The sequence below is a fragment of the Haloplanus litoreus genome (assembly GCF_045690335.1).
Taxonomy (GTDB): Archaea; Halobacteriota; Halobacteria; order Halobacteriales; family Haloferacaceae; genus Haloplanus; species Haloplanus litoreus.
The window spans coordinates 2,925,581-2,950,213 of record NZ_CP147874.1 but is presented as its reverse complement, the minus strand read 5'-3'; the positions used below and the strand labels follow the sequence as shown (position 1 = coordinate 2,950,213).

General features: G+C 60.5%; 18 protein-coding genes. 9 read left to right on the top strand and 9 right to left on the bottom strand.

What is annotated here, in order from left to right; all coding sequences use genetic code 11:
- Positions 1–122: 122 nt before the first annotated feature.
- Positions 123–1,259: an acyl-CoA dehydrogenase family protein gene (locus V8686_RS15670; protein ID WP_379706008.1), complete on the bottom strand. Its 1,137-nt coding sequence runs from the start codon at positions 1,257–1,259 to the stop codon at positions 123–125.
- A 105-nt stretch (positions 1,260–1,364) separates the two neighbouring features.
- Between V8686_RS15670 and V8686_RS15665 the strand changes: the two genes are divergently transcribed.
- Both V8686_RS15665 and V8686_RS15660 read left to right on the top strand, forming a co-directional pair.
- Positions 1,365–2,000, top strand: a complete 636-nt coding sequence (locus V8686_RS15665) for an IS6 family transposase (protein WP_379706005.1) — start codon at positions 1,365–1,367, stop codon at positions 1,998–2,000.
- 978 nt (positions 2,001–2,978) lie between these two features.
- Positions 2,979–4,916, top strand: coding sequence for an archaea-specific SMC-related protein (locus V8686_RS15660; RefSeq protein ID WP_379706002.1), 1,938 nt, complete (start codon positions 2,979–2,981; stop codon positions 4,914–4,916).
- 52 nt (positions 4,917–4,968) lie between these two features.
- Here V8686_RS15660 and rdfA read toward each other — a convergent pair whose 3' ends face one another.
- Positions 4,969–5,592 (bottom strand): rod-determining factor RdfA, encoded by a 624-nt coding sequence (rdfA, locus tag V8686_RS15655; protein ID WP_379705999.1) that lies wholly within the window; start codon positions 5,590–5,592, stop codon positions 4,969–4,971.
- Positions 5,593–6,098: 506 nt separating this feature from the next.
- Here rdfA and V8686_RS15650 point away from each other — a divergent pair.
- On the top strand, positions 6,099–6,482 hold the full coding sequence (locus V8686_RS15650; RefSeq protein WP_379705996.1) for a hypothetical protein: 384 nt from the start codon (positions 6,099–6,101) through the stop codon (positions 6,480–6,482).
- A gap of 16 nt (positions 6,483–6,498) precedes the next feature.
- Here the strand turns inward: V8686_RS15650 and V8686_RS15645 are convergent, their stop codons facing one another.
- On the bottom strand, positions 6,499–7,269 hold the full coding sequence (locus V8686_RS15645) for a DICT sensory domain-containing protein (protein WP_379705993.1): 771 nt from the start codon (positions 7,267–7,269) through the stop codon (positions 6,499–6,501).
- Between the two features lie 229 nt (positions 7,270–7,498).
- Here V8686_RS15645 and V8686_RS15640 point away from each other — a divergent pair, with 229 nt between their 5' ends.
- The 3 genes from V8686_RS15640 (at position 7,499) to V8686_RS15630 (ending at position 12,545) form a co-directional block, all read left to right on the top strand.
- Complete coding sequence (locus V8686_RS15640; RefSeq protein WP_379705991.1) at positions 7,499–8,914, top strand: SipW-dependent-type signal peptide-containing protein; 1,416 nt, start codon at positions 7,499–7,501, stop codon at positions 8,912–8,914.
- A 203-nt stretch (positions 8,915–9,117) separates the two neighbouring features.
- Entirely contained in the window at positions 9,118–11,265 is a 2,148-nt protein-coding gene (locus tag V8686_RS15635) for a S8 family serine peptidase (RefSeq protein ID WP_379705987.1), read from the top strand.
- A gap of 167 nt (positions 11,266–11,432) precedes the next feature.
- Positions 11,433–12,545 carry a glycosyltransferase family 4 protein gene (locus tag V8686_RS15630; RefSeq protein ID WP_379705984.1) on the top strand — a complete coding sequence of 371 codons (1,113 nt, stop codon included), beginning with the start codon at positions 11,433–11,435 and terminating at the stop codon, positions 12,543–12,545.
- A gap of 16 nt (positions 12,546–12,561) precedes the next feature.
- Here the strand turns inward: V8686_RS15630 and V8686_RS15625 are convergent, their stop codons facing one another.
- From V8686_RS15625 to V8686_RS15600, 6 genes are all read right to left on the bottom strand, one after another.
- Positions 12,562–14,034 carry a sulfatase gene (locus V8686_RS15625; protein WP_379705981.1) on the bottom strand — a complete coding sequence of 491 codons (1,473 nt, stop codon included), beginning with the start codon at positions 14,032–14,034 and terminating at the stop codon, positions 12,562–12,564.
- The gene (locus tag V8686_RS15620) at positions 14,031–15,623 is read right to left on the bottom strand and encodes an alkaline phosphatase family protein (RefSeq protein ID WP_379705978.1); all 1,593 of its coding nucleotides are present in this window, start codon (positions 15,621–15,623) and stop codon (positions 14,031–14,033) included. Before V8686_RS15620 ends, V8686_RS15625 begins: the two co-directional genes overlap by 4 nt.
- A 78-nt stretch (positions 15,624–15,701) precedes the next feature.
- Positions 15,702–16,718: a glycosyltransferase family 4 protein gene (locus tag V8686_RS15615; protein WP_379705975.1), complete on the bottom strand. Its 1,017-nt coding sequence runs from the start codon at positions 16,716–16,718 to the stop codon at positions 15,702–15,704.
- Positions 16,719–16,832: 114 nt separating this feature from the next.
- Positions 16,833–18,083 (bottom strand): sulfatase-like hydrolase/transferase, encoded by a 1,251-nt coding sequence (locus V8686_RS15610; protein WP_379705972.1) that lies wholly within the window; start codon positions 18,081–18,083, stop codon positions 16,833–16,835.
- A gap of 152 nt (positions 18,084–18,235) precedes the next feature.
- Positions 18,236–19,162, bottom strand: a complete 927-nt coding sequence (locus tag V8686_RS15605; RefSeq protein WP_379705969.1) for an alkaline phosphatase family protein — start codon at positions 19,160–19,162, stop codon at positions 18,236–18,238.
- Between the two features lie 138 nt (positions 19,163–19,300).
- Positions 19,301–20,212: a glycosyltransferase gene (locus tag V8686_RS15600; protein WP_379705966.1), complete on the bottom strand. Its 912-nt coding sequence runs from the start codon at positions 20,210–20,212 to the stop codon at positions 19,301–19,303.
- A gap of 304 nt (positions 20,213–20,516) precedes the next feature.
- Between V8686_RS15600 and V8686_RS15595 the strand changes: the two genes are divergently transcribed.
- From V8686_RS15595 to V8686_RS15585, 3 genes are all read left to right on the top strand, one after another.
- A complete protein-coding gene (locus V8686_RS15595; RefSeq protein ID WP_379705963.1) occupies positions 20,517–21,704 on the top strand; it encodes a glycosyltransferase in 1,188 nt (395 codons plus the stop codon).
- Positions 21,705–21,757: 53 nt separating this feature from the next.
- Complete coding sequence (locus V8686_RS15590; protein ID WP_379705960.1) at positions 21,758–23,041, top strand: O-antigen ligase family protein; 1,284 nt, start codon at positions 21,758–21,760, stop codon at positions 23,039–23,041.
- 111 nt (positions 23,042–23,152) lie between these two features.
- Positions 23,153–24,559: a DUF4330 family protein gene (locus V8686_RS15585; RefSeq protein WP_379705957.1), complete on the top strand. Its 1,407-nt coding sequence runs from the start codon at positions 23,153–23,155 to the stop codon at positions 24,557–24,559.
- Positions 24,560–24,633 lie beyond the last annotated feature (74 nt).

The window sequence follows — 24,633 nt, the reverse complement described above, 5'->3', positions numbered from 1 at the left end:
GACGGCGCCGACCCTGTCCGTTCCGTCGTCGTCGACACAATGTGAGAGCACTCGCCCGGGCCGCTCTTCGAGGAGTTCGTTGTAGCCGACGCCGCCCCCGCGAACCGGCACCCGAAGCGTGCTCAGAAGAGCGCCGACGTTCCCTCGTCGGAGAGTACGTCGGCGATGTTGTTGCGCTGGATCTCGTCGGTTCCGCCGGCGAGACGCCAGCGTCGGGCCACCCGATAGAGGTATTCGATGGGGTTTCCGCGTTGATAGCCCCTGGCGCCGTGAACCTGGAGCGCCTCGCTGGCGACCTTTTCTACCATGTTCGCCGAAAACAGTGCGATCATGGCGGCGTGCATTCGATCGGGTGAGCCGCCCCGTTCGACGGCGTTGCGTGTGACGGTGTACGTGAGCGCCCGCGAAGCCTCCAGTTGGGTCGCGGCGTCGGCGAACTTCCACTCGATCCCCTGGAAGTCACCGATCTTCTGACCGAACTGTTCCCGTCCCTGCGCGTACTCGAGGGCCAGATCGATGGCACAGGCTGCCTGTGCATTCGCGATCGCCGCACACCCGACGCGATCCCAGTTTATCGCGTCGATCTGTTCGATGAATCCGCTCGTCCCCCGTGCGAGGACGTCCTCTTCCGGGACGAACGCGTCGTGGATCCTGAAATGGGTTTGCTCCTGACCGGCCATGTTCTCGTACCGGTTGACGATCTCGACGTTGGCGTCCTCGAAATCGACGACGACCGACCCGAGACCGTCGTCGAATTTCGTCCATACGACGGCTGCGGCCGCTTTGGACGCGTTGCCCACCCACGTCTTCTCGCCGTCGACGATGACCCCCCCTTCGACGTCCGTCGCGGCAGTCTCCATGGCGGCTACGTCCGAGCCCGCATCCGGTTCGGAGATGGCGAACGCGACGAACTCGTTTTCCTCCGTCACCAGGGGGAGGTACTTCTCCTTGGCTGCCTTCGTACCCAGGTGGTTGATCGAGCGTGGCGCGGTGAAATGCTGATTGTGAGCGAGGTAGCCCGTGTCGGGACACACGCGCCCCACCGTCTCCACCAACAACATCGCCTCGAAGTCGGTTAGTCCCTGTCCCCCGTACTCCTCCGGGAGGTTTACCCCGTAGAGTCCGGACTCCCGCAACGTCTCGATGTTCTCCCACGGGACCTCGCCTTCCCACGTGTACGCCTCGTCGGCGAACTCCCGTTCGGCCACCTCTCGAACCTCGTCCACGAACTCGCGCTGGTCGGTGGTGAGCAACTGCATTCGCCCTGTCAGTTCGGACCCTTCGGTATAAAATCATGGGCCGGTTCAGTGGGCGGTGTTCAGATAAGGATTGAAAGGTGAGGCGTAGCGTTTTCTGAGTGATTCATGCCCGAAAACGCTAGCCTCGGCGGTTGTATCGACCGAATCGAGTTAGGTTTTGTGGAACGAGAGGCAACACCGCGGCTGTTGATGAAGCTCAGTATTCAGCTCCATCTTGCTGGACTATCACTTTCGAATACTGTTTCTATTCTTGAGATATTCGGTGTTGAACGCGCACGATCCACCGTTCACAACTGGGTTCACAAGGCCGATCTACAGCCCGAAGAAGGTCGAAGCCCGGATCACGTAGCGGTTGATGAAACGGTGATCCGACTCAACGACGAGCAGTATTGGCTGTACGCTGCGGTCGATCCAGAGACGAACAAATTACTACATACAAAGCTTGAACCGACAAGAACAAACGTTATCGCTTACGCGTTCTTCAGTGAATTACGCGAGAAACACGACGTTGACGACGCCGTGTTTCTCGTCGATGGCGCGACACCACTAAATGACGCTTGCCGTCGCCACAGCCTCGATTTCAGATACGAACGTCATGGAAATCGGAACAGCGTCGAACGTGTCTTTCGTGAGATAAAGCGAAGAACTACCAGTTTCTCAAACTGTTTTAGCAACGCCGAAGCAGAAACTGCAAACGAGTGGCTCAGATCGTTCGCCTTCGCATGGAATCAGCTTATCTGAACACTACCGTTCAGTGCGAAACGGTACCTCCCGTCCGCCGCACACGGTCGGTTCCCCGCACCGGCGGTTTCGGGCACTCCCGGTCTGCCCCTTCGACGTCGCGACGCGTGGGTCTTTCGCGTGTCTCGTGCCCCCTTGACGTACCTCCCTCCCGGGCGGAACTCCGCTCTCCGTCCACGACGTGACTCGCGGGCACCCATCGATCCACGCACCGTTCGGGATGCTCCCCTGGTCGGCTCCAGAAATATAGACGAGAAAGATAATCAGTATAAAATACATATTCGGTCTGGAAGTTCTGGCCGGTGAACCTGTAATTATTGCGGCGTTCGTTTCGCTATTCGACGATCGATAGAACGAAAACCACACAAAATGTGGATATATTGAATACTTTACTTGTCAATTGTACTCCTAATATGCCGGCGACTGGCGTTCGAGCGTGCATACTACGCCGAGCAATATTCTACGGAAAACGAGTGATCGATGCGCGATAGCTGCGTTTTTCGCGAGAGTGCGATGCGGGGGGGACCGGCGTGATTAGTGACTCCTAAATTATGTTTAGTCAGTATAATATTGTTTCTGACATCTGCGTTCGTGATCAGAACTCGAAGGGTCCCCCGAAACACGTCCCGGCGGTCGCTCACGTCACGCTCCGTTGCTCCGGACCGCGTACGCTCCTCCCCCTCGTCGACCGTCTCCGTGGAGTACGGTCCGGTCCGCCCCCGAGGGGTCCCCCGTCCACGGTCGTCCGCTTCCCGAACTGGCTCGATCGAACGGCGACGTCTCCGAGAATACCGCCTCGACAGACCACGACCCGCACGTCGGTCCCCCACCTGTTGTTCGTCCAGTCGCTTCGCCGATCGGCACGAACACGTTCGTCCGGCCCAGCTTTGTAACAGCTCTACTGGAGTTAGCTTTTTTTTGTGACCGTGACGCATCGAGGGCCGTGCTTTTTTATACGACTGGACCTTGACCACGTGCATGACGAAGTCGCAAGGAATCGCGCAAGCGGCCAGATTTCGAGTGGAGAACATCGGCGGAATCGACGAGGCGACGGTCGACATCGGGCCGGGCGTTACGGTGTTGACCGGGCGCAACGCGACGAACCGCACCTCGTTTCTCCGGTCGATCATGGGCGTCATGGGGAGCGACGACGTCTCGTTGAAAGGCGACGCCACGGAGGGACGGGCGGAACTCACGCTCGACGGCGATCGGTACACGCGGACGCTGACACGGACCAACGGCACCGTGACGGCCGGCGGCAACCCGTACCTCGACGATCCGGAACTCGCCGATCTCTTCGCCTTTCTCCTCGAATCGAACGAAGCCCGCCGAGCGGTCACGAGGAGTGCCGATCTGCGGGAACTCATCATGCGACCGGTCGACACCGAGTCCATCCAGACCGAGATCCGGAAGTGCGAACGGGAACGTGACCGTGTCGACGAGGAACTCGCGGAACTGGAAGAGCTGAAGGGAGAACTCCCCGAACTGGAGACACGCCGAACCCAACTCGAGGGTGATATCGCGGAGAAGCGCGAGGAACTGGCGGCGAAAGAGGACGCCATCGAATCGCTGGACGCCGACGTCGACGAGACGCGCGAGGAGAAACGCGAACTCGAAGCACGACTCGACGACCTGCGCGAGAAGCGCGCCGCCCTCGAACGGATCCGATCCGACATCGACCTCCAACAAGAGAGCATCGAATCGCTGACGGCCGAGCGACGCGAACTCGAGAGCGAACTGGCGGAGTTGCCGGAGGCGCCGATGGGCGACCACGACGAACTCGACGGGGAGATATCTCGGCTCCGGGACCGTACGGATCGTCTGGAGGGCGACGTAAGCGACCTTCAGGACGTCATCCAGTTCAACGAGGATCTCCTGTCCGGCGACGAGAGCTCCGTCTCCGACGTCCTCGACGACGGCGACGGGGCGGTGACGGACGAACTCGTCGACGACACGGTCGTCTGCTGGACCTGTGGCTCCGAGGTGCCGACGGACCGCATCTCGGACACGCTCGAGCAGTTGCGCGAGGTTCGCCAGGAGAAACTCGACCGAATCCGGTCGCTGGAGGCGGATCTGGAGGAGTTGAAGGAAGAACAGCGCACCCACCGCGAACGACAGCGGCGTCGCGAGACGGTCGAGCGGAAACTCGACGACCTGGACGACGAACTCGACCGCCGAGAGACCAAACTCGACGACCTGCGTGAGGAGCGCTCACAGCTCAGCGACGACATCGACGACCTAGAGTCTGCGGTGGAGGCTCTCGAAGCCGAGGAGTTCGGCGAGGTGCTCGACCTGCACAAGGAAGCGAACCAGCTCGAGTTCGAACTCGGCCGCCTCGAATCCGACCTCGACGACGTAACCGATCGAATCGGTCGGATCGAGGAGCGTCTCGCCGAGGAGGAGTCGATCCGCGCCGAGCGCGAGCGACTCGGCGAGGAACTGACGGATCTCCGCACCCGGATCGAACGGATCGAACGGGAGTCCGTCGAGAAGTTCAACGACCACATGGACGCCGTCCTCGACATCCTCGGGTACGCGAACCTCGAACGCATCTGGATCGAACGGGTCGAACGCGAGGTTCGGGAGGGTCGCCGCAAGGTCGAACGGGAGGCCTTCGAACTCCACGTGGTCCGCAGTACTGACTCGGGGGCGACCTACGAGGATACCGTCGATCACCTGAGCGAGAGCGAACGAGAAGTAACCGGACTGGTGTTCGCCCTGGCTGGCTACCTCGTCCACGAGGTGTACGAAACGGTTCCCTTCATGCTCCTCGACTCGCTGGAGGCCATCGACTCGATGCGACTCGCCGACCTGGTGGACTACATCGCCGACTACCCTGACTTCCTCGTCGTCGCCCTGCTACCCGAGGACGCGCAGGCCCTCGACGACGACTACGCCCGGGTCACGGATATCTGAGTCCCGGGCGTGCCGCGTGTCGCGGCTATAACGGATCTATGGTTGTTATTCGTCACGGCTCGTCGTCGCAGTCACAGCCGCCCCGCTCCAGCAGTTCGACGACGCCGTACTGGGTGCCACACTCCTCACAGAGGACGTCTACGTCGACGAACAGGCGGAACTCCCCAAGCGTCAGCTGCTCGGTCGAACGGAGTCGATCCAGGCTCCCCTGGACGACCGAATCGAGGCGTGAGCGAAGCCGCTGGATCGTGTCGAGGACGTTCTCGACCCGGTCGGTGCCGCTCGTTCCCTCGTACTCGGCATCCCGGTAGTCCGTGAGGTACGTCCGGATCGCCTGATACGTGACGAAGTCGGAGTCGAGCTCGTCGACGTCCACCCCGTTGCGTTCGAGGCGGTTCCGCGCCTCCATGCGCATCCCACTGCTCACGTCATCCCCCGTCAGCAACCGATAGAGATTGGCGACTTCCCCGTCGACGGTGGAGATCCCCGCCTCGGTCAGGGCCACTTCGAGAAGTCGCCGGTTGAACATGTCGGCCAGGTTCCTGAGGCTCTTTCGCTGTGGCCCGTCGGCCGTCCAGAGCGCTTCGAGCTCGTCCCCGAACGTCTCGTCGAAGTCGCACGTCTCGATGAGCCTCGCGACCTTGCTCGAGGGCCTCCCGTCTGCGTCGTCTGCCATGGGATCACACGATCCTACGAACAGCACCTTGATATACCTGGTGAACCATTCCGACGATCGCCCCCGAATCTATCTAATAACTTATCATTCCGAAGTATATATCATTTCATATCATTTATAGACGAAATAATCTTCGTCCATTATATCATAAGCAAAATAAGTTTTAGAATGAGAAGATCAGTGTATAACTCCGTTGAGATGGCTCTGATGGAGATTCACCGAAACAGGCCGCAATACATCCCATTATTCTTATGTTATCTCGATGCAGACGAGTTCACTTCCGAGAAACAGTGAAAAGCGGTTCGAGAGGCGCTATATGTCCCTATAATGGCTTTTGTGCTTATCTGCCCATTTGCAGATATATTCGAGTAATATCTGATTGTTATGTATTCTGTATATTCTATCTGTTTGGTATCCAGTGGTCACGTCAGCGGGCCGAGGTTCGACGACGCTCGGCCGGGTCCGGCTTCGGTGCCGTTTTGATACGGGTGGGTGAACGGGGACCAATGGCCGGCCTCCACCGCGAAGTCGCCGGTAGCGCGGCGTTCGCCTTGCTCTCGGGGTTGGTGCTGTGGCCACCGGGGGACGTGTACTGGAGACGGTTGGCGGCGCTCGTCGGCGATGGCCCGACGCTCGGGGTCGTTCTCCTCGCCGCCGTCGCGCTGGGGGTCGGATTCGCCTCCGTGACGGCCGTCGGAGTCTGGCGTTTCCTCGCCGGCGGCACCGTCGCCTACGTTGTCGGGATGGCCGCCGTTGAGGCGGTGTCGACGCCCGACAGCCCCGTACACCTCGTCTGGTACGGCGGAATACTCGTCTGTCTTGTGGCCGGGGTCGCGCTCCGGCGGCGTGCTATTGGCGTTGGATCGAAGACCCAGTCCGCCGACGCGTGAGGGGCGTCCTGCCGGCCTACAGCGCGCGTTCGACGTACCGATTGACGGCGCTTACCCGGTCGTGTTGGAAGGTCCACAGCGCCTCCCACTCGTCGTTGCCGACGTGTTCGGCGATCAGGGCTGCGGTTCGGGCGTCCTCGTCGTCGGCGTGGTGGACGACGAACCACGAGGACCGAAACTCGCCGAAGTAGCCGGCGTGGACGACGCCTGGGAAAGGTTTCGGCGGTATCCAGTCCGGGACACCGTAGACGTGGACGTCGACGTCCGTCGATCCGAGTTTGCGGTACACCTTCCGCGTCCCACGCTCGTCGTCGAGGCGCGAGAGCCGCTGGAACGACGAGCGGAGGCACCCCACCCCGTCTTCCCAGGCCAGTTTCTCGATGTACCGTGACATCATGATCAGCGGGAGTTTCTCCGAGTTCGAAGCCGGATAGCCACGGACCCTGAACGGCGTCTCTTCCAGTCCTTCGAACACCGCGGGCAACGATACGTCCTCGAGCGCTTTCGCGCCCGTAACGTAGAGATCGGAGTTGACCAGCAGGATCTCGTCTTCGAGCGCCTTCAGCGGTGACGTCGCGACCACGTCGCCCTCCTCGAGCAGTACCACCAGGTTCTCCTCCGAGTCGGGGACGTCGAGTTCCTCGACGGACACCGTCTGCTGGGCGAACAGTTCTTCGAGCATGTCGTGAATCGGCTGTGGGCGTGTCCGGTTCACGACGGCCAACGAGCGATGGGTCACCTCCCCGCTCCCGATGAACGATGCGAGCGAGTCCGGCGGGTCGGTCATCTACCGGGAGTATGGTCACCGACATAATAAACACTCGCCACGGGGACTACCGACCGGTTCGACGATCATCCCACCGACTGACGGGCCGTGGGTGCCCCGTGGCTGACTGGTAATCGTCCGTTACCGGCCGGTTAATCACTGGTTTTGAAACAAAAACTTACGATTAACTATCTCACAGCGACTGGTTAGACAATTTAGGTGTTCACCATTCGGGTGAGTGATACGATTCATGACTGACCAATTCGACATCTCGCGGCGGAAAGCCCTCGCGGCCCTCGGCACGATCGGCGTGGCGTCGGCCGGCGCCGGACTCGGGACCTCCGCGTACTTCAGCGACCAGGAAACGTTCAATAACAACGGGATCACGGCCGGGACGCTCGACATGGGCGTCGGCTACTCGGCCCACTACTCCGACTGGAGCGACGACGAGGACGTGGACGTCCCGAACGTCCGGATGTACGCCGGTGACGGTGACACCGGCGGGGTCGACGACCTCACGGACAACGAGGTCGGTCTCCCGGCGAACGCCGCGTGGCTGATCGCCGTCTCCGACGACGACCCCGACGACGACGGCCGGGACGGCGACGTGGCGGCGCAGTTCCTCGACAACACCCAGTACGATTCGTACAACGACGACGGCTTGGACTGTCCACTCGACGACACCGACCAGGCCGACGGGATCGGCCGACCGGTGATCAAACTCGAGGACGTAAAGCCCGGCGACTTCGGTGAAGTCACGTTCGATTTCATCCTGTGTGACAATCCGGGGTTCGTCTGGCTCGACGGAACGCTCCGGAGCGCGAGCGAGAACGGCCTCACCGAACCGGAAGCCGACGATCCGGACGAAGTTCCGGGCGAGGTCGAACTCCTCGACACCGTGCAGGCGGCGGTGTGGCTCGACGACGGGAACAACTACCAGAACGGCGACGAGTCTCCGCTCGTGGTCGGCTCCATCGCGGAAGTCCTCGGGATGCTTGGCGAGGGCAGCCTCGGCACGGCGCTCAACGGGGACCTCCCCGCCCCGGAGGGTGGCGGCGCGGCCGGCGCCCGGAACTGCTTCTCCGGCGGCACCGAACACTCCTTCGTGTTCGCGTGGTGGGTCCCGGTTGACCACGGCAACGAGATCCAGTCCGACTCCATGACCTTCGACCTCGGTCTCTACGCCGAGCAGTGCCGGCACAACGACGGCTCCGGCATGAACAACGGCGACACCGGTGGCGACACCGGTGACGGTGACGATGACGACGACAACGGTACCGGCGGTGGCGCCGGCGACGTCGATGGTGACGGCGCCATCAGCTTCCTCGCGGCCTGCGTGGCAGACGGTCGCGACGTCGGCCCGGTGACTATCAGCCAGACGGCCATTCGCGACACCGACGACGACGGCGATCCGACAGCGGTCGACTGGTCGACCGGCGGCGTCGGCATCGACGCGTTGGTCGTGAAGTACGGCTCCGCGACCCCGCCGCAGGGACCGAAGTACACGACCTACACCTTCGATTCGCCACAGAGTTCGGGTACCGCCGTGACCGGTGCCGACGACGAGAGCATTCTCGGTAGCCCCGAGACGACGAGTTCCTCACCAGGCTCCGAATCCGATCCCTGTCCCGACGGATACTCCGAGGGGGACCGGCTGGAGTACTAGGACTCCCGTCCCCACGTCGCGTCAACCCTCCCGTTTTCGGCCCCATCGACCCCGACGTTGGCCGCCGATTTCGATATTCTCCGTCGTATCGATATCCCGAGAGATGGCTCGCTGGGTGGCGATTTCAGGCCGACATTTCACCCAATTATCGTTTGTGATTCTGAAGTAAGAAGCTCTAAAACCCCCGAAATCGGCCATACCCTATGGGAACGGGCAACGGCTCACCGGGCAGTGAGCCACCGGGCAACGACAGTGCAGATATCGACTCGGCCGACGACGGTTCGTCGGGGACACTCGCCTCGACACGCCGTAGCCTTCTCGTGGGTCTCACGACCGGGGGCAGTGCGCTCGGTCTGGGCGCCGCGGCCCAGGCGCGTGGGCCCGGTGCCGCCGGAAACAACGGGCGCGTCGACGACGCCGCCGGCAACAACGACGAGGTCGGCAAGGGCAACGGCCCGCCGGACCGACACGTCGTTGGAACGAATTCACAAGCCGCCACGGACGAGGCGGCCCGCCGGGCGAAGGAGGTGCGACACGTCATCGACTTCGGCGACGACGTCGGGAAGGCCGTCGCGGGGCGGTTCCCGGAGCAGGCACGAAAGGCACTCAGCCGCCGGAAAGACGTCCGCTACGTCGAGGCGGACGCGACGATGGAGGCCATCGGCCAAGCCGTTCCGTGGGGTATCGACCGGGTCGACGCCGACGCCGTCCACGACACCGGATCGACCGGCGACGGCGCCGACGTGGCGATTCTAGACTCCGGCATCGACAGCGACCATCCGGACCTCGTGGACAACCTCGGGGCCGGGACGGCCATCATCGACTGTGGCACCGCCTACGACGGCAGCAGTTGTAGCGGCAACGGCAACACGTGTCACGAACCGTGGGACGACGACAACGACCACGGTACGCACTGTGCCGGCATCGCCGCCGCGGTGGACAACGACGTCGGCGTCGTCGGCGTCTCCTCGGGCGCGACGCTGCACGCCGTCAAGGTGCTCGACTGTGGCGGCACGGGCTATCTCTCGGATATCGCCGCCGGAATCGAACACACCGCGAATCAGGGCTGGGACGTCGCGAGCATGAGTCTCGGGTCGTCTTCGGACTCCTCGACGATGCGCGACGCCTGTCAGTACGCAGTCGACCAGGGCGTCCTCGTCGTCGCCGCCGCTGGCAACGAGGGTCCCTGTACCGACTGCGTGTCGTACCCGGCGGCCTACGACACCGTCGTCGCGGTGAGTTCGACCGACGGCAGCGACTCGCTGTCCTCCTTTTCCTCCACGGGGCCGGAAATCGACATCGCGGCGCCCGGGGAGTCCATCCTCTCGACGATTCCCGGCGGCACCGCGTACTTCTCGGGCACTTCGATGGCGTGTCCGCACGTGAGCGGTGCGGGTGGGTTGCTGATGGCGAACGGCTACTCGGTCACCGAGGCGCGGACGACGCTCCAGGGAACGACCGAGGACATCGGACTCTCGACGTCGGACGGTGGGAACGGATTGCTAAACGCGGAGGCGGCTGCGGCAGACATTCAAAATATGATTGGCGAAGCAGACACGATTTCGGTCGACGAGAACTGGCAGACAGTTAACTTGGAGGGCGCCTACACCGACCCAGTCGTGGTTACTGCGGTCGGGACGTTCAACGACGCCGATCCGGTGCACGCGCGGGTACGAAACGCCGGGAGTGGGAGCTTCGAGGTACGGTTGGAGGAGTGGGCGTATCAGGATGGGGCGCACACGAGCGAGGCCGTTCAATATATAGTGGTGGAAGCGGGTGCACACCGCACTGAGGCGGGAGTTCCCCTCGTGGCTGGTACGACGACAGCTAACGGACGTGATTGGACAACTGTTAATTTCTCTTCGAGTTGGAAGCCTCAGTCACACGTCTACACGCAGGTCATGACGAACAACGACGTGACGCCTACCTCTACGCGGATTACGAGAGCAGGCGCGGAAACGTTCGATGTCAGTTGCCACGAAGAGGAGACCAACGAGTCGGATTCCTCGTGGACTAACGATCACGCCGACGAGACGATCGGCTTCATCGCGACGCAACCCCAATCCAGAGTCGACAATGCCGGCGTCGGCGAAAGTATCGCGTCGTCGATACCGACGGACGCCTGGACCACGAACGAATTCCAGGAATCGTACTCGACTACTCCCGTGACGATTCCCCGAATGCAGTCGTTTTTCGGTGGCAACACGACCGACCTGCGCATGAAGAACCTCTCGGCGTCCTCGTTCGACGTGCGGGCGCAAGAGGAACGGTCCCTCGACAACGAGGTGGCCCACGTCCCGGAGTACGTCGCGACAATGGCCTTCGAGGCCGGAGTGATCGACGAGGCGTAGCTCGCCGGAAATCGGTCCCGTTTTGCACCCCTTCTCCACTGGTTCCGCACCGCTGTACGCCTCTTCGTTCCGCCTCCTGGTGTGTTGCCACCGCAGTATCGGCCGACGTGAGCCCCGGACCGTCGAACCATAGTTTCAATTCGACTGACTGTGTGAGTGTACCCACCGTGTCCGACACTCCGCACGTTCTCCACGTCATTACCCGATCCGACTGGGGCGGAGCCCCTCGGATCGTTCAACTTCTCGCGACCGAATCGAGTGCCCCTTCGGCGGTCGCCTGTGGTCCCGGCGGCGAACTCATCGACCGACTAAACGAGGCAGGAATCCCCGTCCACGTACAGCCACACCTGAAGAGTCCCCCTGATCCGGCCGCCGACGCGAGAGCGCTGGCGGAACTGATCGCGCTGGTGCGCCGTGAGTCGTTCGACCTCGTCCACTGCCACAGCACGAAAGCGGGTGCGATCGGCCGGATCGCGGCGACCATCACGCGAACACCACGTCTGTTCACCGTCCATGGCTGGGGATTTTACAACGCCGAGTACGACTGGCTCCAGCCGGTGGTGGTCAACGGTGAGCGACTGTTGACGCGTCTCTCCGACGAGGTGGTCTGTGTGTCGGAGAACGACCTCCACCACGGGCGTCAACGCGAAATCCTCGGCCCGGCCGACGGCACCGTCGTCCACAACGGGATCCCACCGCTCTCACCCGATCCGGAGAGAGAACCCGTTCGAACCGCGTTCGATATCGATCCAGAGACGACCGTAATCGGGGCCGTTGCCCGACTCTCCGAACAGAAAAACCCGCTGGCGATCCTCCGTGTCGCCCATCGCCTGCAGGACCGCGGGCGAGAGGTCACGCTCGTGCTGATCGGCGACGGACCCCTCGCGGACGACTGTCGACGCTACGCACGGGAACACGACGTCGACGCTCGGATCCCCGGCTTCCGTGAGGATGCACTCGACCTCCTCCCCGACATCGACGTCTTCTTACTGCCGTCGCGGTTCGAAGGGTTGCCGTTGACCGTGCTGGAAGCGATGCATCTCGGGGTTCCAATCGTCGCCTACGACGTGGGTGGTGTAGCGGAAGCAGTCGTCGACGGTGAGACGGGGTTCGTCGTGCCGAACGGAGAGTTCGAGACGTTCGTTCGCATGGTCGACCGGTTGGTCGGCGAGCCGAACCGGCGGGCACGCTTCGGCGAGCGCGCCAAGGATCGAGCGGCGTCGTACTTCACCGCCGAGCGGATGGTCGCCGAGTACGAGGAGCTGTATCGGCGGTTCTAGTGAGCTACTGGCTGGCTCACTGGAGGTAGCCCAGGTCCTCCAACCGACGTTTCGTGCCCTCGGCCATGTCGACACTACCTGACGGTTCTGCCTGCTCGAAGGATGCGAGCCACTCGTCGAGCATCCGGTCGAGTCGCCTCATCACGTCCGGTCTCCCGGCCGACAGGTCGTTTCGTTCCTCCGGGTCGGCGACGATGTGATACAGTTCGGTCGATCCATCCGATCCTCGAATCAGTTTCCACTCCTCGTCTCGAATCGCCCGGAGCGAGCGGTCGTACCGACGTACGTCGCTCGGCAGCCTCCCGACTCGCGTCCGTAGCGCCGTCATCGACGGTTGCGGAGCGAGATACTCAGCAACCACGTACTCACGGGGAGAAGCGGCGGACTCGGGGTGGAACGACCGACCTTGTGCCTGCGCTCTGTACGTTGGTGCGTCGACACCCGTGGCATCGAGGAGTGTCGGCCCGAGGTCGGGCAACTGTACGAGTTCGTCGACCGGTTCGTCGTCGGTAAAGCCACCCCCATGGACGAGCAACGGGACGTGAAGTAGCGTGTCGTACAGGCAGTACTGGTGATCCATGAACCCGTGATCGCCGATGTTTTCCCCGTGATCGGCGGTGACGACGAAGACGGTGTCCGTCCACTCCCCCGCCGCTTCGAGGTAGCGACGGAGTTCGCCGAGTCGCTCGTCGAGATACGCGATTTCGGCGCGGTAGAGCGAACGCAGAACCTCGAAATCGTGGTCGTCCATATCGACCGTACCGGCGATGTACCCCCAGGCGTCCTGTGGGACGTCCATCGCGTCCTCGTACGTCGTCTCGCCGGGCAGGTATCGCTCCGCGTGTTCCTTCGGTGGACGGTATTCGAGGTGTGGTTCGAGGTAGTTGATAAAGAAAAAGAACGGTCGGTCATCGATCCGGTTATCGAGCCAGTCGGCGACCCACTCGTTGGTCCGTCGCGCTCCGTCGTCGTGTCGCCTCCGCAGGTACTGCCCGTAGATTGCGTTGATCGCGTTGAGGAACGGGTTTCCGTCGAACAGCCGGCCCAGTGCGGCACGAAGGCGATCCGTTCCGAGTTGGGTGCGGGCTATCGCTCCGAAGTCGGCCTCCGTCTGGACGTACTGCCACGTCTTGACGAACTCGTCGAACCCACGTGCGAAGCCGAACTCGTCGCTGATCCACGTGTTGTTCGAGACGGCGACGGTCTCGTAGCCGGCGTCGGCGAATGCCTCGGCGAGCGTTCGACGTCCCGATTCCAGCCGTTTGTGACCCGCGTGAGCTCCGTGTTTCGACGGATAGGTCGACGTGAACAGCGACGCGTGAGAGGGCAGCGTCCAGGGGGAACCGGCGAACGCCGTCTCGACTGTCGTGCCCTCGGTCGCTAGCTTGGCCAGCGGTGACGTCTCCGGGGACTCCTCGGCGATGTGGGACGCCAAGACGTCGGCGCGAGCCGTATCGAAGACTATCAGGACGACGTTTCGGGCAGTCATATGTATCCGAGATCTTCGAGCCGTTGTTGAACCTCCTCGTCGTCCGCCCTCCGAACGACGCGCTCGCTGTTAACGAGGTCAGCGAGGGGAACACGGTTCGGGGGGGCGGACTCCACGGCGAACGCGTCGAACATCGGCTCTCCGTCCATCTCCTCCGGGATCGGCTCGTCCTGGAGCCACAGAAGCGTCGGCGCGACGTCGAGGAGCGTCGCGGCCCCCTCGCTCCCGCTTCGGACGTTCGGCCCGGTGAAGACGAACACGCCCTCTCGTCGATGCCCACCGCTCCGTGCCGGAGAGGGTGGTCCCGTTTCGAAGACGCGTCCCGAGGTGGCCGGTCGCGGGTCGACGGCACATTCGAAATCGTCGATCGTGAACAGCAGATCCGGTGCGAGGTCGGTGTTCGGGCCCTCGTAGAGGTCGGCTGGATCGTACACGGTCACGTCGAGGTGTTCGCCGTCCGGCGCAGGCAACGACTCCAACCCCTCGATCACGTGTCGTCTGCTCGTCTCGTCTTCGGTACAAAAATAAACCATCCCGCAGGTGAGGTTCTGACGCGGCGCGAACGCGATGCTCGCGTCCACATCTACGTTCGATCCGGGTGATTTGCGAATCGACGTACCGACGGACTTCGCGACGTCGTTCAGTTGTGGGACGACGCTGACGACCGCCTCGCCCAGACGACGCAGATGCGGAAAGTAGGTCGTCCGCAGTTGGTCGACGATCGATTCTGCGGTATCGACACGGAACCCCTCCCGTCTGAGCCAGTCGTTCGAGTGGAAGGTCCGATTGACGGGGCCGAACCCGTGATCCGAGACGAGCAGCAGCCGAGCGTCGTCACGCGCAGCTCGCGCCGCGACCAGCCCGACGGTTTCGTCCACTCGCTCCCACACCTTCGTCAGCGCATCGCTCGACGGGGATTCTTCGTGGAGAACGTGCTCGGGGTCGTAATGCCGCCAGAAGTAATGCTGAGCCCAGTCCGTCGCGCTGACGACGCCGAAGAACACGTCCGGATCGTGGTCGGTCAACAGGTACTCGATTGCCGCTTCCCGTTTTTCGACGACGGTCAGCAAGTCGTCCTCCAACTCCTCGGGCCGGTCGGCGTACTTGGGGTCTGCGTAGGGAACCTCCACTTGGTAGCCGTCGGTGACGCGTTCCAAGTCGTTCGCGAGTGACTCCGGATAGGTGATCGTGCCGTCCTCGGGTGAGCCGAGACCGCTCACCATGAACCCGTCGAGTTCGTACGGCGGGTAGAGCATCGGAAAGTTGAACACGCCGACCGAGTGTCCGCGTGCCGAGAGTACGTCCCAGAAACTGCGCCCCTCGAATTTCTCCGAGCCGAGCGTCTCGAACGCGTAGCTATCGGGTGACTCCCGGTTCAGAAAGTAGAAGACGCCGGTCTTTCCGGGGTTCTGTCCCGTCGCCATCGAGAGCCACGCCGGTGCGGTGATCGGCGGGTAGGTACTCTCTAGCGTCCCCGAGTAGCCGGCTTCGGTGAGTGAGGCGATGTTCGGGAGCGTTCCCTGTTCGATCAAATCATCAAGGACGGTCCACGTCGCGCCATCCAGACCCAGTACGACCGTCTCGACCATTACGTCTACACTCCATGTGGACGCCCATAAACATATGTCATACTGAACTTTCAATAGGGAATTATTTTTCGCCCTCGACTATTCGTCCATCACATCGAGATAGAGCTCTTGATGGCGTTCCACCGCCCTCTCCAGCGGGAACTCGGTCTCCGCTCGCTGTCTCGCCCGCGCACCGAGTTTCGACCGGCGCCCCGCATCGGTCAACAGTTCGATTATGTGTGACGCAAACGAGTTCGGGTTGCCACGCTCGGCGAACGCACCCCCCTCGTTGATCACTTCTCGGAAGACGTCGATATCGCTCGCGACGACCGGTTTCCCGCAGGCCATCCCCTCAACAGCGGCGACACAGAATCCCTCGTAATCCGAACTCATAGCGAACACGTCGGCGCTCTTTACGATTCGGTAGACTTCCTCTCGCGTCGGGACGTAGCCCGTGAAGATCACATTCGCTTCGACACCGACCTTCTGCGCCGTCCGTTCGAGTTGATTTCGTAGCGGCCCGCTGCCGACGATCACCAGCGTCGCCTCCGGACAGTCTCTTACTACCGGCTCCATGGCCCGAACGAGCACAGCCTGATCTTTCTGTTCGATGAGGGATCCGACGGTGACCACCAACGGTCTGTCTCCGAATCGCTCGGTGCTTTCCTGTGCATCGATCCGATCCAGATCCACCCCGTTGTAGATCACCCGCGTCTCGACTCCATGAACGAACGGTCGTTCGTACCACTGGAAGGAATCGAGAGTTGCCTGGGAGTTTCCGACGATGCAGTCCGACAGAGGAAGTGTGGGTACGTTGACTATATTTTGGAGGTGTGTGAACCCATTGTGGTCGTTGTGTTCCGTGTTGACGACTTTCGTCTCAGTCGTCGCCGCGACGAGTCGACCAACCGAGCCGACGAAGTTGTGATGCGTGTGAACGATATCGAACTCGTCGAGCAGGGCTCGTAGCCGTCGGTATGCCCCGAGATCGAATCTGGAGCCACCGCCGAGTCTGGTCGTCGGCACGTCGAATTCCGCTACGTCGGGATCGACTTCTTCACTCGGCGAGTCGTAGAACGACGCGACGTGTGTCTCCACGTCCGACGTCGTATGCATCTTCTCCGCCACCTCCAAGGGAATAGATGTGGAGGTTAAATCGTTGACGAAATGTAGGATTGCAGTCATTTGGTCACTGGTCGATTTCGGCTGGTTGGGACAGTCGTGCGGGTCTCATCGATATCCAAGGGCCTTCAACTGTTCCATCCGATCTACGTCTTCTAATCCCCGGACGACGCCGTTACTTGTCCGCACGTCGGGGAACTCCGCAGTCTCTGCCCTTTCCCACAGTTCGTCGGAGATATCTCCGTACTCGTCTCTGGAGTCGTCTCGGCGACGGATCACGTGGCCATCAGAACCCGTCACTCTGATCGACGTGTTCGATTTGCTGAGTATGATCCGTTCTGCTGAATCAAGCAACGGATAGGTGCCCTCGGGTGAGAGATCCGTCTGCTGGAGGTATGTTCCGATCGTTGCAGGAATATCCGCGTGTTGAACCCGGTGGTCAACTACCTTGCCAGCGCGTTCTCCCTGTGGAAACTTGACTGCTAGCGGTACGTCAATAAGTTCGTCAACAGGATCTATTGTCATCGGATGCCACATATGTCCGTACTCCCCGAACAGTTCGCCGTGATCACTCACCAAAACGACGAGTGCGTCTGAGTACCAGTCGAATGCCCGGAGTTCTCGAAGTAGCCGGGCAATTTCTCTGTCCACGTATCTCACGTTCGCTTCGTACAACGCTTTGAGGTAGTGCCGGCATTTTTTCTCCGGCGGATCGTCCATTCGATCGTAGTCGTTTAGATACTCGAGCGTTTCTTTCGATACGTTGGCGTCTGGAGGAGAGATGGCATTCTCTGGATTAAATGGCTTGTGTGCGTCCATATAGTGTGCCCAGAGAAACGATGGTGGCTTCTGTGTCAACTCGGATAGAGCCCAGTCAGTAACCGCTTCTGCGGGATATTTCGGTGTGTGGTACTCCACGTCTGGTTTGGCCGATTTGTACCACCTGTAGGCTTTTTTTAGGATCGTCGAATTGTTTATTGGCTCTATTTGCTTCACCCTCTCGACGAACGATTGGGGTGACACGTGTTGATTCGTCGGGAGTTGGTTGTCTCCAAATTCGTCTGTCCCGCGTTCGTAACCGCGCTCGGCACGTAGATGACCGTTGTTCGTGAATACAACCGTTTCACCCTCGAAAAATTCCATAACCGCCGTCGCACTAGACGTGAACTCGCCGTCTTCGACTACCGGCTCTCCCGTGATAATCCCTGGAAAAGAATGGGGCGTTGCGACCCCTGTCGCGAGCGCGTTCGGAAAACGAGCAAATTCGGAGGCTATCGTGGGCCAGGATTGTGGAAAACATTCCGAATCGAACACGTCCTGGCGTACCGTGTCCAGTGTTATCAGAAGGACTGGCCCCATAATAGTTGATTTATTCACATATGCGAAAAAAGTGCCGGTGCAAGGGACGTATCTTCTATCCGAGGCGGACAGGATGCTTGAGGTGGGTCGCCCCATCAAGTGTTGCTCGTGCAGTTGTGTGGCTCACTCCTATGTAGGCCTGTAAATACGTTTCACTCCGCATAGCCCAGTTGACGAAGCCGTTCGTTCACCGTTTGTTCCTCGACTTCCGACAACTCACGTTCCCCTTCCGCTGCCGTAATCTCTCGACGGGCCTTGCCCTCCACGACCAACCACGGCACGGTCACCAGTTCCGGCGTGTACAGGCCTCGGGGGTGTCCCCACTCGCGGACCGGCACCGGACGCGCGCGTTCCCCGAGCATGTTGCCGTGATCCGACGTGACGACTGTCTTCCCGTCGAGAGTATCGAGCAACCGCTCTACGGCAGGTAACACGCTCCGGAGGTTGTCCTCGTAGTGCGTCTGGATGGTCTCCGCGTCGACGTCCAGATCACTCTCCATCAGCCTGTTCCAGACGTTCCCCTCCTCGTTGCCGGTGTCTTCGAGATGCCCCTTGTCGAAGGTAGTCTCGTCGGTGAGGAAGGGATAGTGTGGCTGCATGAAGTGGACGACGTGTCGTTTGTTCGGATAGGATTCGGCAGCGTCGATGGCGGCGTCCGCAACCGTCTCGGGAAGAACCGTCCCGTACCGTTCGTCCCATCCGGTATCGCTCCACACTTCGATTATCGCGTGGAGTTCGGTGTCGATCCGGTGGCGGTTCCGGTATAGTTGGGGGTTCGAAGTTACGTAGACAGTCTCGAGCAACTCCCGTCCGTCGAAATTAGCTAGCAGGAACTCCACCGTCGCCGAGCCACGGGAGATGCGAGATTCCAGTCGGCCTTCCAGCTCAGCGAGCCGCTCGAACATGTCGTAGCGGCAGGCGTCGAGAATGATCAGTGTGTCCCAGTCCTCGGCGAACACGTCGACGCCACGGGTGTTGTACGGTCGTCTGTTGAGTCGTCGGTGGTACAGGCGATTGAGTTCGCGACAGAAGAGAGTTGGACTCGATATGCCCCGCTTCAATTGTGAGATCGAGTACATGACTGGGAGTGGTTTGTCCATCAACATAAAACTGGGACCGGGAGTTCGGCGGATTACAGGAATCGGGGGACTCGCATTGAAGCCTTGATCGGATTGGGCCGTCCGCTGGATTCTGTGAACGTTCCTACCGAACGACACTTAATGGACCAACCGACCGAATTGTCGCTTGAGTCGTCGAAGTACCGGATGGTGCGGACCTGCTGAGATGAAATAAATCCAGAACGCCGGCTCCATCGGATACTGTCGAATAGCAGATAGGAAGTGCTGTCTCGCCGTATCGTACTGGCCAAGCCGGAGTGCTGTATATCCCAGTCTGTACGTAAGGTGAGCCTCACCGATACGGGCGGCAGTTGGCGTTGGGGCTCGCTCACGGATGCGTTCTTGCATCAGCGGGAAGGCCTGCTCACGCCTCTTTTTGAGTGCCTCACTTAGTTGATCGCCTTCGTTGTGTCGGATTGTCAATGGCTTATCAATGGCATCGAAGCGACAGTGCGGCGCGAGCCGAAGATACCACTCCCAGTCCTGCCAACAGGGCATCCGTGGATCGGGATATCCGATTTCGGTGATCAGGTCCTTCTCGACGACGAGCGACGAGAACGTTCCGACGACGTTCCGTTGAAGCAGTGCATCTTTGAGTTCTCCCTTCGCCGTCGCCTTCTGCACCGTGTTCACACGTCCTTCCCTATCCTGTTGCTCGATACCAGTATACGAGATGCGTGCCTCGCAGCTCTCTAATCGATCGATTTGCTGCTGTAGTTTTTCGGGTCTCCACTCGTCGTCCGAGTCGAGAAACGCGATGTATCTCCCTTTGGCGTGAGCTATTCCGGTGTTTCGTGCGGCATTCCCCCCGGCGTTCGTGGGGTGTCGGTACAGGCTTGAGTCGATCTCCTTCGGTAGTGTCAGCAGTCGTTCGAGGGGTGGAGCGGATCCATCGTCGACGACGATTAGTTCTAACGGCCGATACGTTTGTTTGGCCACACTCTCCACGGCGCGCTGGGTGCGGTCCGCTCGGTTGTATGCAGGGACGATGGCCGATACGAGCCCGGACACACCTGTAGTGTCTACTGACTACTATTTAACAATGGGTTCCTCCAATGTCGGTCGGTGGGCACATCGTCCTTTGTCGCCATCTCACCCCGGCCTGCGAATGCGTCGACTACCGATACGCTGATGCGGAGAGACGTATTAGTCGATCGCCTCGGGTTCGAGCCTCCCGTACTGATCCGGTGCACTACTTCGCTCCGAGTCGGACGTTTGCCGGCCCTTATCGCTGGCTCCCCGGAACAATTAAATCCGCCGTCATGTATTCTCAGGTAGCACGAGTGACCGACGATAACCGTTGTATGGACATACGATGAACATCCTGTATTACCTTGGGCCATTCCCGAAGCTTTCCGAGAGCTTCATTCTCAACGAAATCTACGAACTCGAGCAGCGAGGTCACAACGTGGCCGTCTGTGCCCTCGACCGCCCAGCGGAAGGGATCACACACGAAGAGTACGACGAGCTCGACGTCCCCACACACTGGATCGAATCGCCCTCGTATCGGGACGTCTCGGAACTCCTCTCGACGAAAACCCTTCATCCTCGCATACTGAACGATGCGTTCTATCCTGCCTCGTTGCAACGGCACGCTGCGAACCTCTTTCGAGCGAAACGGTGCATCGAGTTCGTCGAACGACTGGACTGGCCTCTCGACCACGTCCACACCCATTTTGCGAAGCCGTCGAGTTTTAGCGCTCGATACGTCGCCTCGTACTACAATAGTACGTTCACCGTCACGACACATGCGTTCGATATTTACGACGAACCGGTTGGACGGTACACGCCGTTCCTGTTCAGGAACTGCGACCGGATCGTGACGATCTCCGCGTACAATCGGGCACACATCCGCAAGCAGTTCGTCGACGACACCCCAATCGACATCGTCCGTGCCGGTATCAGGCCCGAAAAGTTCCGGCCCACAGCTACTCCCAATCGAAACCGTGTTCTGACCGTCTCCAGATTCGTGGAAAAGAAAGGTCTCGAATACGGCCTGAGAGCCGTTGCGAAGGCTACCCAGCAACTCCCCGATATCGAGTATCACCTGATCGGATCCGGACCGAAGCGATCCGACCTCGAAGCGCTGGTTGACGAACTGAACCTCGGTGATACCGTTCGATTTCTGGACAACGTCGACGACGAGCGGTTACTCACGGAGTACGACGAGGCCCGCTGTTTCCTGCTCCCCTGTGTCGTCGCCGAATCGGGTGACAGAGACGGTATTCCAGTCGTCCTGATGGAAGCGATGGCCATGGAGACTCCGCCAGTATCGACGACGGTCTCCGGAATCCCGGAACTCGTCGAACATGGTGGAAACGGTCTGCTGGTCGAACCACGACGTTCGGAGGCGATAGCTGATGCGTTGGAAACCATGCTCCGAGACGACTCCGAGTGGGACGAGTTCCGGAATCGGGCTCGTGAGACGATCGTTTCCGACTTTAATATTGTCACGGAGGTGGAGAAGCTTGAGCGGACCTTCAGGAAGTGCCAGGCACGATAGTCGTCATCCGTCGGACGACACCCGACTCGGCGGCCTCGGAGGTGGTAGATCCGATGAAGCTCGCTGACGGCGACGGTACCGAGCTTACGTCGTTCCCCCTCGGTGGGTTGGGGCTCCTCAGACTCGCTTCGGTCGCTACGCTACTCGTTGTTGTGGTACTCAATGGTGCTTTTCCGTCGGTTCGGATCGGCCCGTTCAGCTTCTTCGACATCCACGTGTTCTGGATCGCAGGACTCCTTCTCGCCGTCTATCTCCTCGTCCACAGGACATCGATTGCGCTGTCAACTCCGTTCGTCTTTGTGTGCCTTTTCGTCCTCTATGCCGTGACCACGCTCTTTTGGACGGTCGATCTGGGGGTCTCCGTCCGGGCTGGATTTCACGTCGTCTCGTCGCTGATCGTTGTCATGGGACTGTCGTCTCTTCTCCGTCGGGAAGACGAATATCCACTGCTCTCGGCATCGTTTCTGGCAATCGTGTCGATCGCGCTCTTGATTTCGTTCTGGGAGCTCTGGAGCGGCACCCATCTCCCAGTGAGCCGGTTGTCCGCTCCCCCATACGCCGATGAAGTAGCTACCTCCAGCGTCTATCTCAATCGAAATTACTTCGTATTCCTACTCAGCACTGCCGTACCGCTCGCTACGTGGTCTCTCCTCAGAAACGCTCCGATTAGCGGTCGTTTGGCCGCGACGGCAGTTCTCGCCGCTTCACTCGGGATGATTCTCTACAACCGGGGTCGGGCCGGACTCTTGGCCAGTTCCCTCTCCTTCGTCGCGGTCGTCGTCCTCTGGCAGTTCCGTGAGAAGATCCGTCTGCTCGTTCCCACCTGGCCGCCGATACTGACGAGTAGTATCGGGCTGGTAAGTGCAGTCACCTTACTTCTGCCACAGGTCACCTCGAACCCGTTCAGCCAATCTTCATCGTTCAGTATCTGGAGTCGCTGGCAACTTCTGGAGATTGCCGGCAATACGCTCCTCCAGCAGCCGCTTGGATACGGTATCGGAACGTTCCAGACGGCAGCTGCCTGGTCTCCGGTTGAGACTGGGCGAATTGTTAGCCCACACTCCTGGCTCGCACAGCTCGCTGGCGAGGTCGGTGTGTTCGGACTGTGTCTGTTTGTCTTGGCCTACGGGACTCTGGTAGATCAACTGTTCAGCCTCTATCTCGAGGGGGATGACGAGTACGCTTTGCCACTGTGTATCGCCTTGCTCAGTTTCGGGATCGGGAGTATTGGAGTCGGCGACCCTCTTCACTCTAGCCGTATCTTTTGGGTGATCCTCGGACTTGGTCTGTCGTATCTGCACGTGGTTGGATCGAATCCCGAGCGAGAGCCGTCTTAGTTGGTCTTTCTCCCCGTCGCGCTCCGCAAACCGCGCGCTCTGGGCTCATGCCGACACCGAACTGTGAGCCAACAAATGTTTTTTATCCATTGCTTTCACACGTATGCTCGAATGGACCTCATCGACGACGAGGGAAATCTATTCGGCCTTCTCAACATTGTCGACGCGTTCTTCGTTGTCGTCCTGCTCGTGGCCGTAGCTGGCGGATTCGTTTTCGTTTCTGGGAGCCTGTCGAGTAGCTCAAGTTCTGAGCAGTTACCGAGCAAATATGCCACGATCGACCTCGGCCCCCAGCCGGATTATCTGGTTTCGGAGTTCGAAGTGAACGATACGTACTCACCGGAGACACATTCACGACTGACCGTTACTGACATCCACCTCTCTCCACAGGGAGAGCAGACCCGTGTCCTTCTTCGAACCAAAATCCAGGGCCCAGCAGCTGGTGGGACGATAAGTTACGACGGTGCTCCACTTCGGTTAGGCCGTACACTCACTATCCAAACTGACACCTACAGCGTCTCGGGCGCCGTCCAAGGAGTTGGGGATACCGAATCGTTCGACGATGGTGACACTCGGGTTCTGTTACGGGGGCGGATATCAGCGACCAACGCAACGGCGCTAACGGGGGACGACGAGATACGCATCGGCAACCGACGCGTCGCAGCCGTCGAGGACGTGATAATGTACGATGCCGACGACGCCGACTCGCGGATCACGTACGTCGCCGCCACGCTCAACACCTACGACATCGCCGGCAGTCCCCACTTTGGGGGAACCAGAATCCGACAGGGGTCGGGAATTGATCTCCCATCGACTGCGGGTCCCCTGTCGATGACCGTCGTTGCACGGGATGCTCCCCTAGAGGTCACCACCACGGAGGTAGTTGTTCAAACTTCCGCGACGAGCGAGGTTGCCGAGAGCATCGAGACTGGGGATCGCTATCGGGTTGGCGGTCGGGAAGTCGCCTCCGTCGCCACAGTTAGCGTCTACGGTACGGAAGATCCCGACCGCAAACGGGTGTTCGTCGGCCTCTCGCTGGAGGCCGTCGTTCAAGAGCAACGCCTTCGATTCGGTGGGTCGCCGATCCGAGAGGGGACGAACATCTCGTTTGAAACCGACGAGTACGCACTGACGGGTGACGTTCGACGTGTCGGAGCCACCGAGCAGCGAGGTCACCCAGCGACCCGCGCCGTCACGCTGCAGCTCGAAAATGCCGGGCCCCAACTCGCTAACGCGGTCCACGAGGGAATGACCGAAACGGCTGCCGGCCGGACGATTGCCCGGATTCAGTCGATCGAACGAACGAGCGAGAAGGTGATCCTCACCAGTCAAGACGGGAATATCTATCTACGTGACCATCCCACCGAGCAGGAACTGGCACTCCACACTCGTCTCACCGTCCGCGAGACGGGAGCCGGGGTCACGTTTAAAGGTCGGGCTATCGAGCACGGGAGTACTGTCGTCCTCGATTTGGGGAGTGTCACACTTCGGGTGACCGTCGTGGATATCGGTGCGTAGTATGGAAAAACGAGATACCACCCCGAGGAAGCCCCGTGATCGAATCAGACGGGCGTACGATCGGTCGCGTGTGA

What these genes read in the sequence shown, in the direction of transcription:
- V8686_RS15670 (WP_379706008.1), bottom strand. Translation starts at nt 1,259, where the DNA reads ATGCAGTTGCTCACCACCGACCAGCGCGAGTTCGTGGACGAGGTTCGA.
- V8686_RS15665 (WP_379706005.1), top strand. Translation starts at nt 1,365, where the DNA reads ATGCCCGAAAACGCTAGCCTCGGCGGTTGTATCGACCGAATCGAGTTA.
- V8686_RS15660 (WP_379706002.1), top strand. Translation starts at nt 2,979, where the DNA reads ATGACGAAGTCGCAAGGAATCGCGCAAGCGGCCAGATTTCGAGTGGAG.
- rdfA (WP_379705999.1), bottom strand. Translation starts at nt 5,592, where the DNA reads ATGGCAGACGACGCAGACGGGAGGCCCTCGAGCAAGGTCGCGAGGCTC.
- V8686_RS15650 (WP_379705996.1), top strand. Translation starts at nt 6,099, where the DNA reads ATGGCCGGCCTCCACCGCGAAGTCGCCGGTAGCGCGGCGTTCGCCTTG.
- V8686_RS15645 (WP_379705993.1), bottom strand. Translation starts at nt 7,269, where the DNA reads ATGACCGACCCGCCGGACTCGCTCGCATCGTTCATCGGGAGCGGGGAG.
- V8686_RS15640 (WP_379705991.1), top strand. Translation starts at nt 7,499, where the DNA reads ATGACTGACCAATTCGACATCTCGCGGCGGAAAGCCCTCGCGGCCCTC.
- V8686_RS15635 (WP_379705987.1), top strand. Translation starts at nt 9,118, where the DNA reads ATGGGAACGGGCAACGGCTCACCGGGCAGTGAGCCACCGGGCAACGAC.
- V8686_RS15625 (WP_379705981.1), bottom strand. Translation starts at nt 14,034, where the DNA reads ATGACTGCCCGAAACGTCGTCCTGATAGTCTTCGATACGGCTCGCGCC.
- V8686_RS15620 (WP_379705978.1), bottom strand. Translation starts at nt 15,623, where the DNA reads ATGGTCGAGACGGTCGTACTGGGTCTGGATGGCGCGACGTGGACCGTC.
- V8686_RS15615 (WP_379705975.1), bottom strand. Translation starts at nt 16,718, where the DNA reads ATGCATACGACGTCGGACGTGGAGACACACGTCGCGTCGTTCTACGAC.
- V8686_RS15610 (WP_379705972.1), bottom strand. Translation starts at nt 18,083, where the DNA reads ATGGGGCCAGTCCTTCTGATAACACTGGACACGGTACGCCAGGACGTG.
- V8686_RS15605 (WP_379705969.1), bottom strand. Translation starts at nt 19,162, where the DNA reads ATGTACTCGATCTCACAATTGAAGCGGGGCATATCGAGTCCAACTCTC.
- V8686_RS15595 (WP_379705963.1), top strand. Translation starts at nt 20,517, where the DNA reads ATGAACATCCTGTATTACCTTGGGCCATTCCCGAAGCTTTCCGAGAGC.
- V8686_RS15590 (WP_379705960.1), top strand. Translation starts at nt 21,758, where the DNA reads ATGAAGCTCGCTGACGGCGACGGTACCGAGCTTACGTCGTTCCCCCTC.
- V8686_RS15585 (WP_379705957.1), top strand. Translation starts at nt 23,153, where the DNA reads ATGGACCTCATCGACGACGAGGGAAATCTATTCGGCCTTCTCAACATT.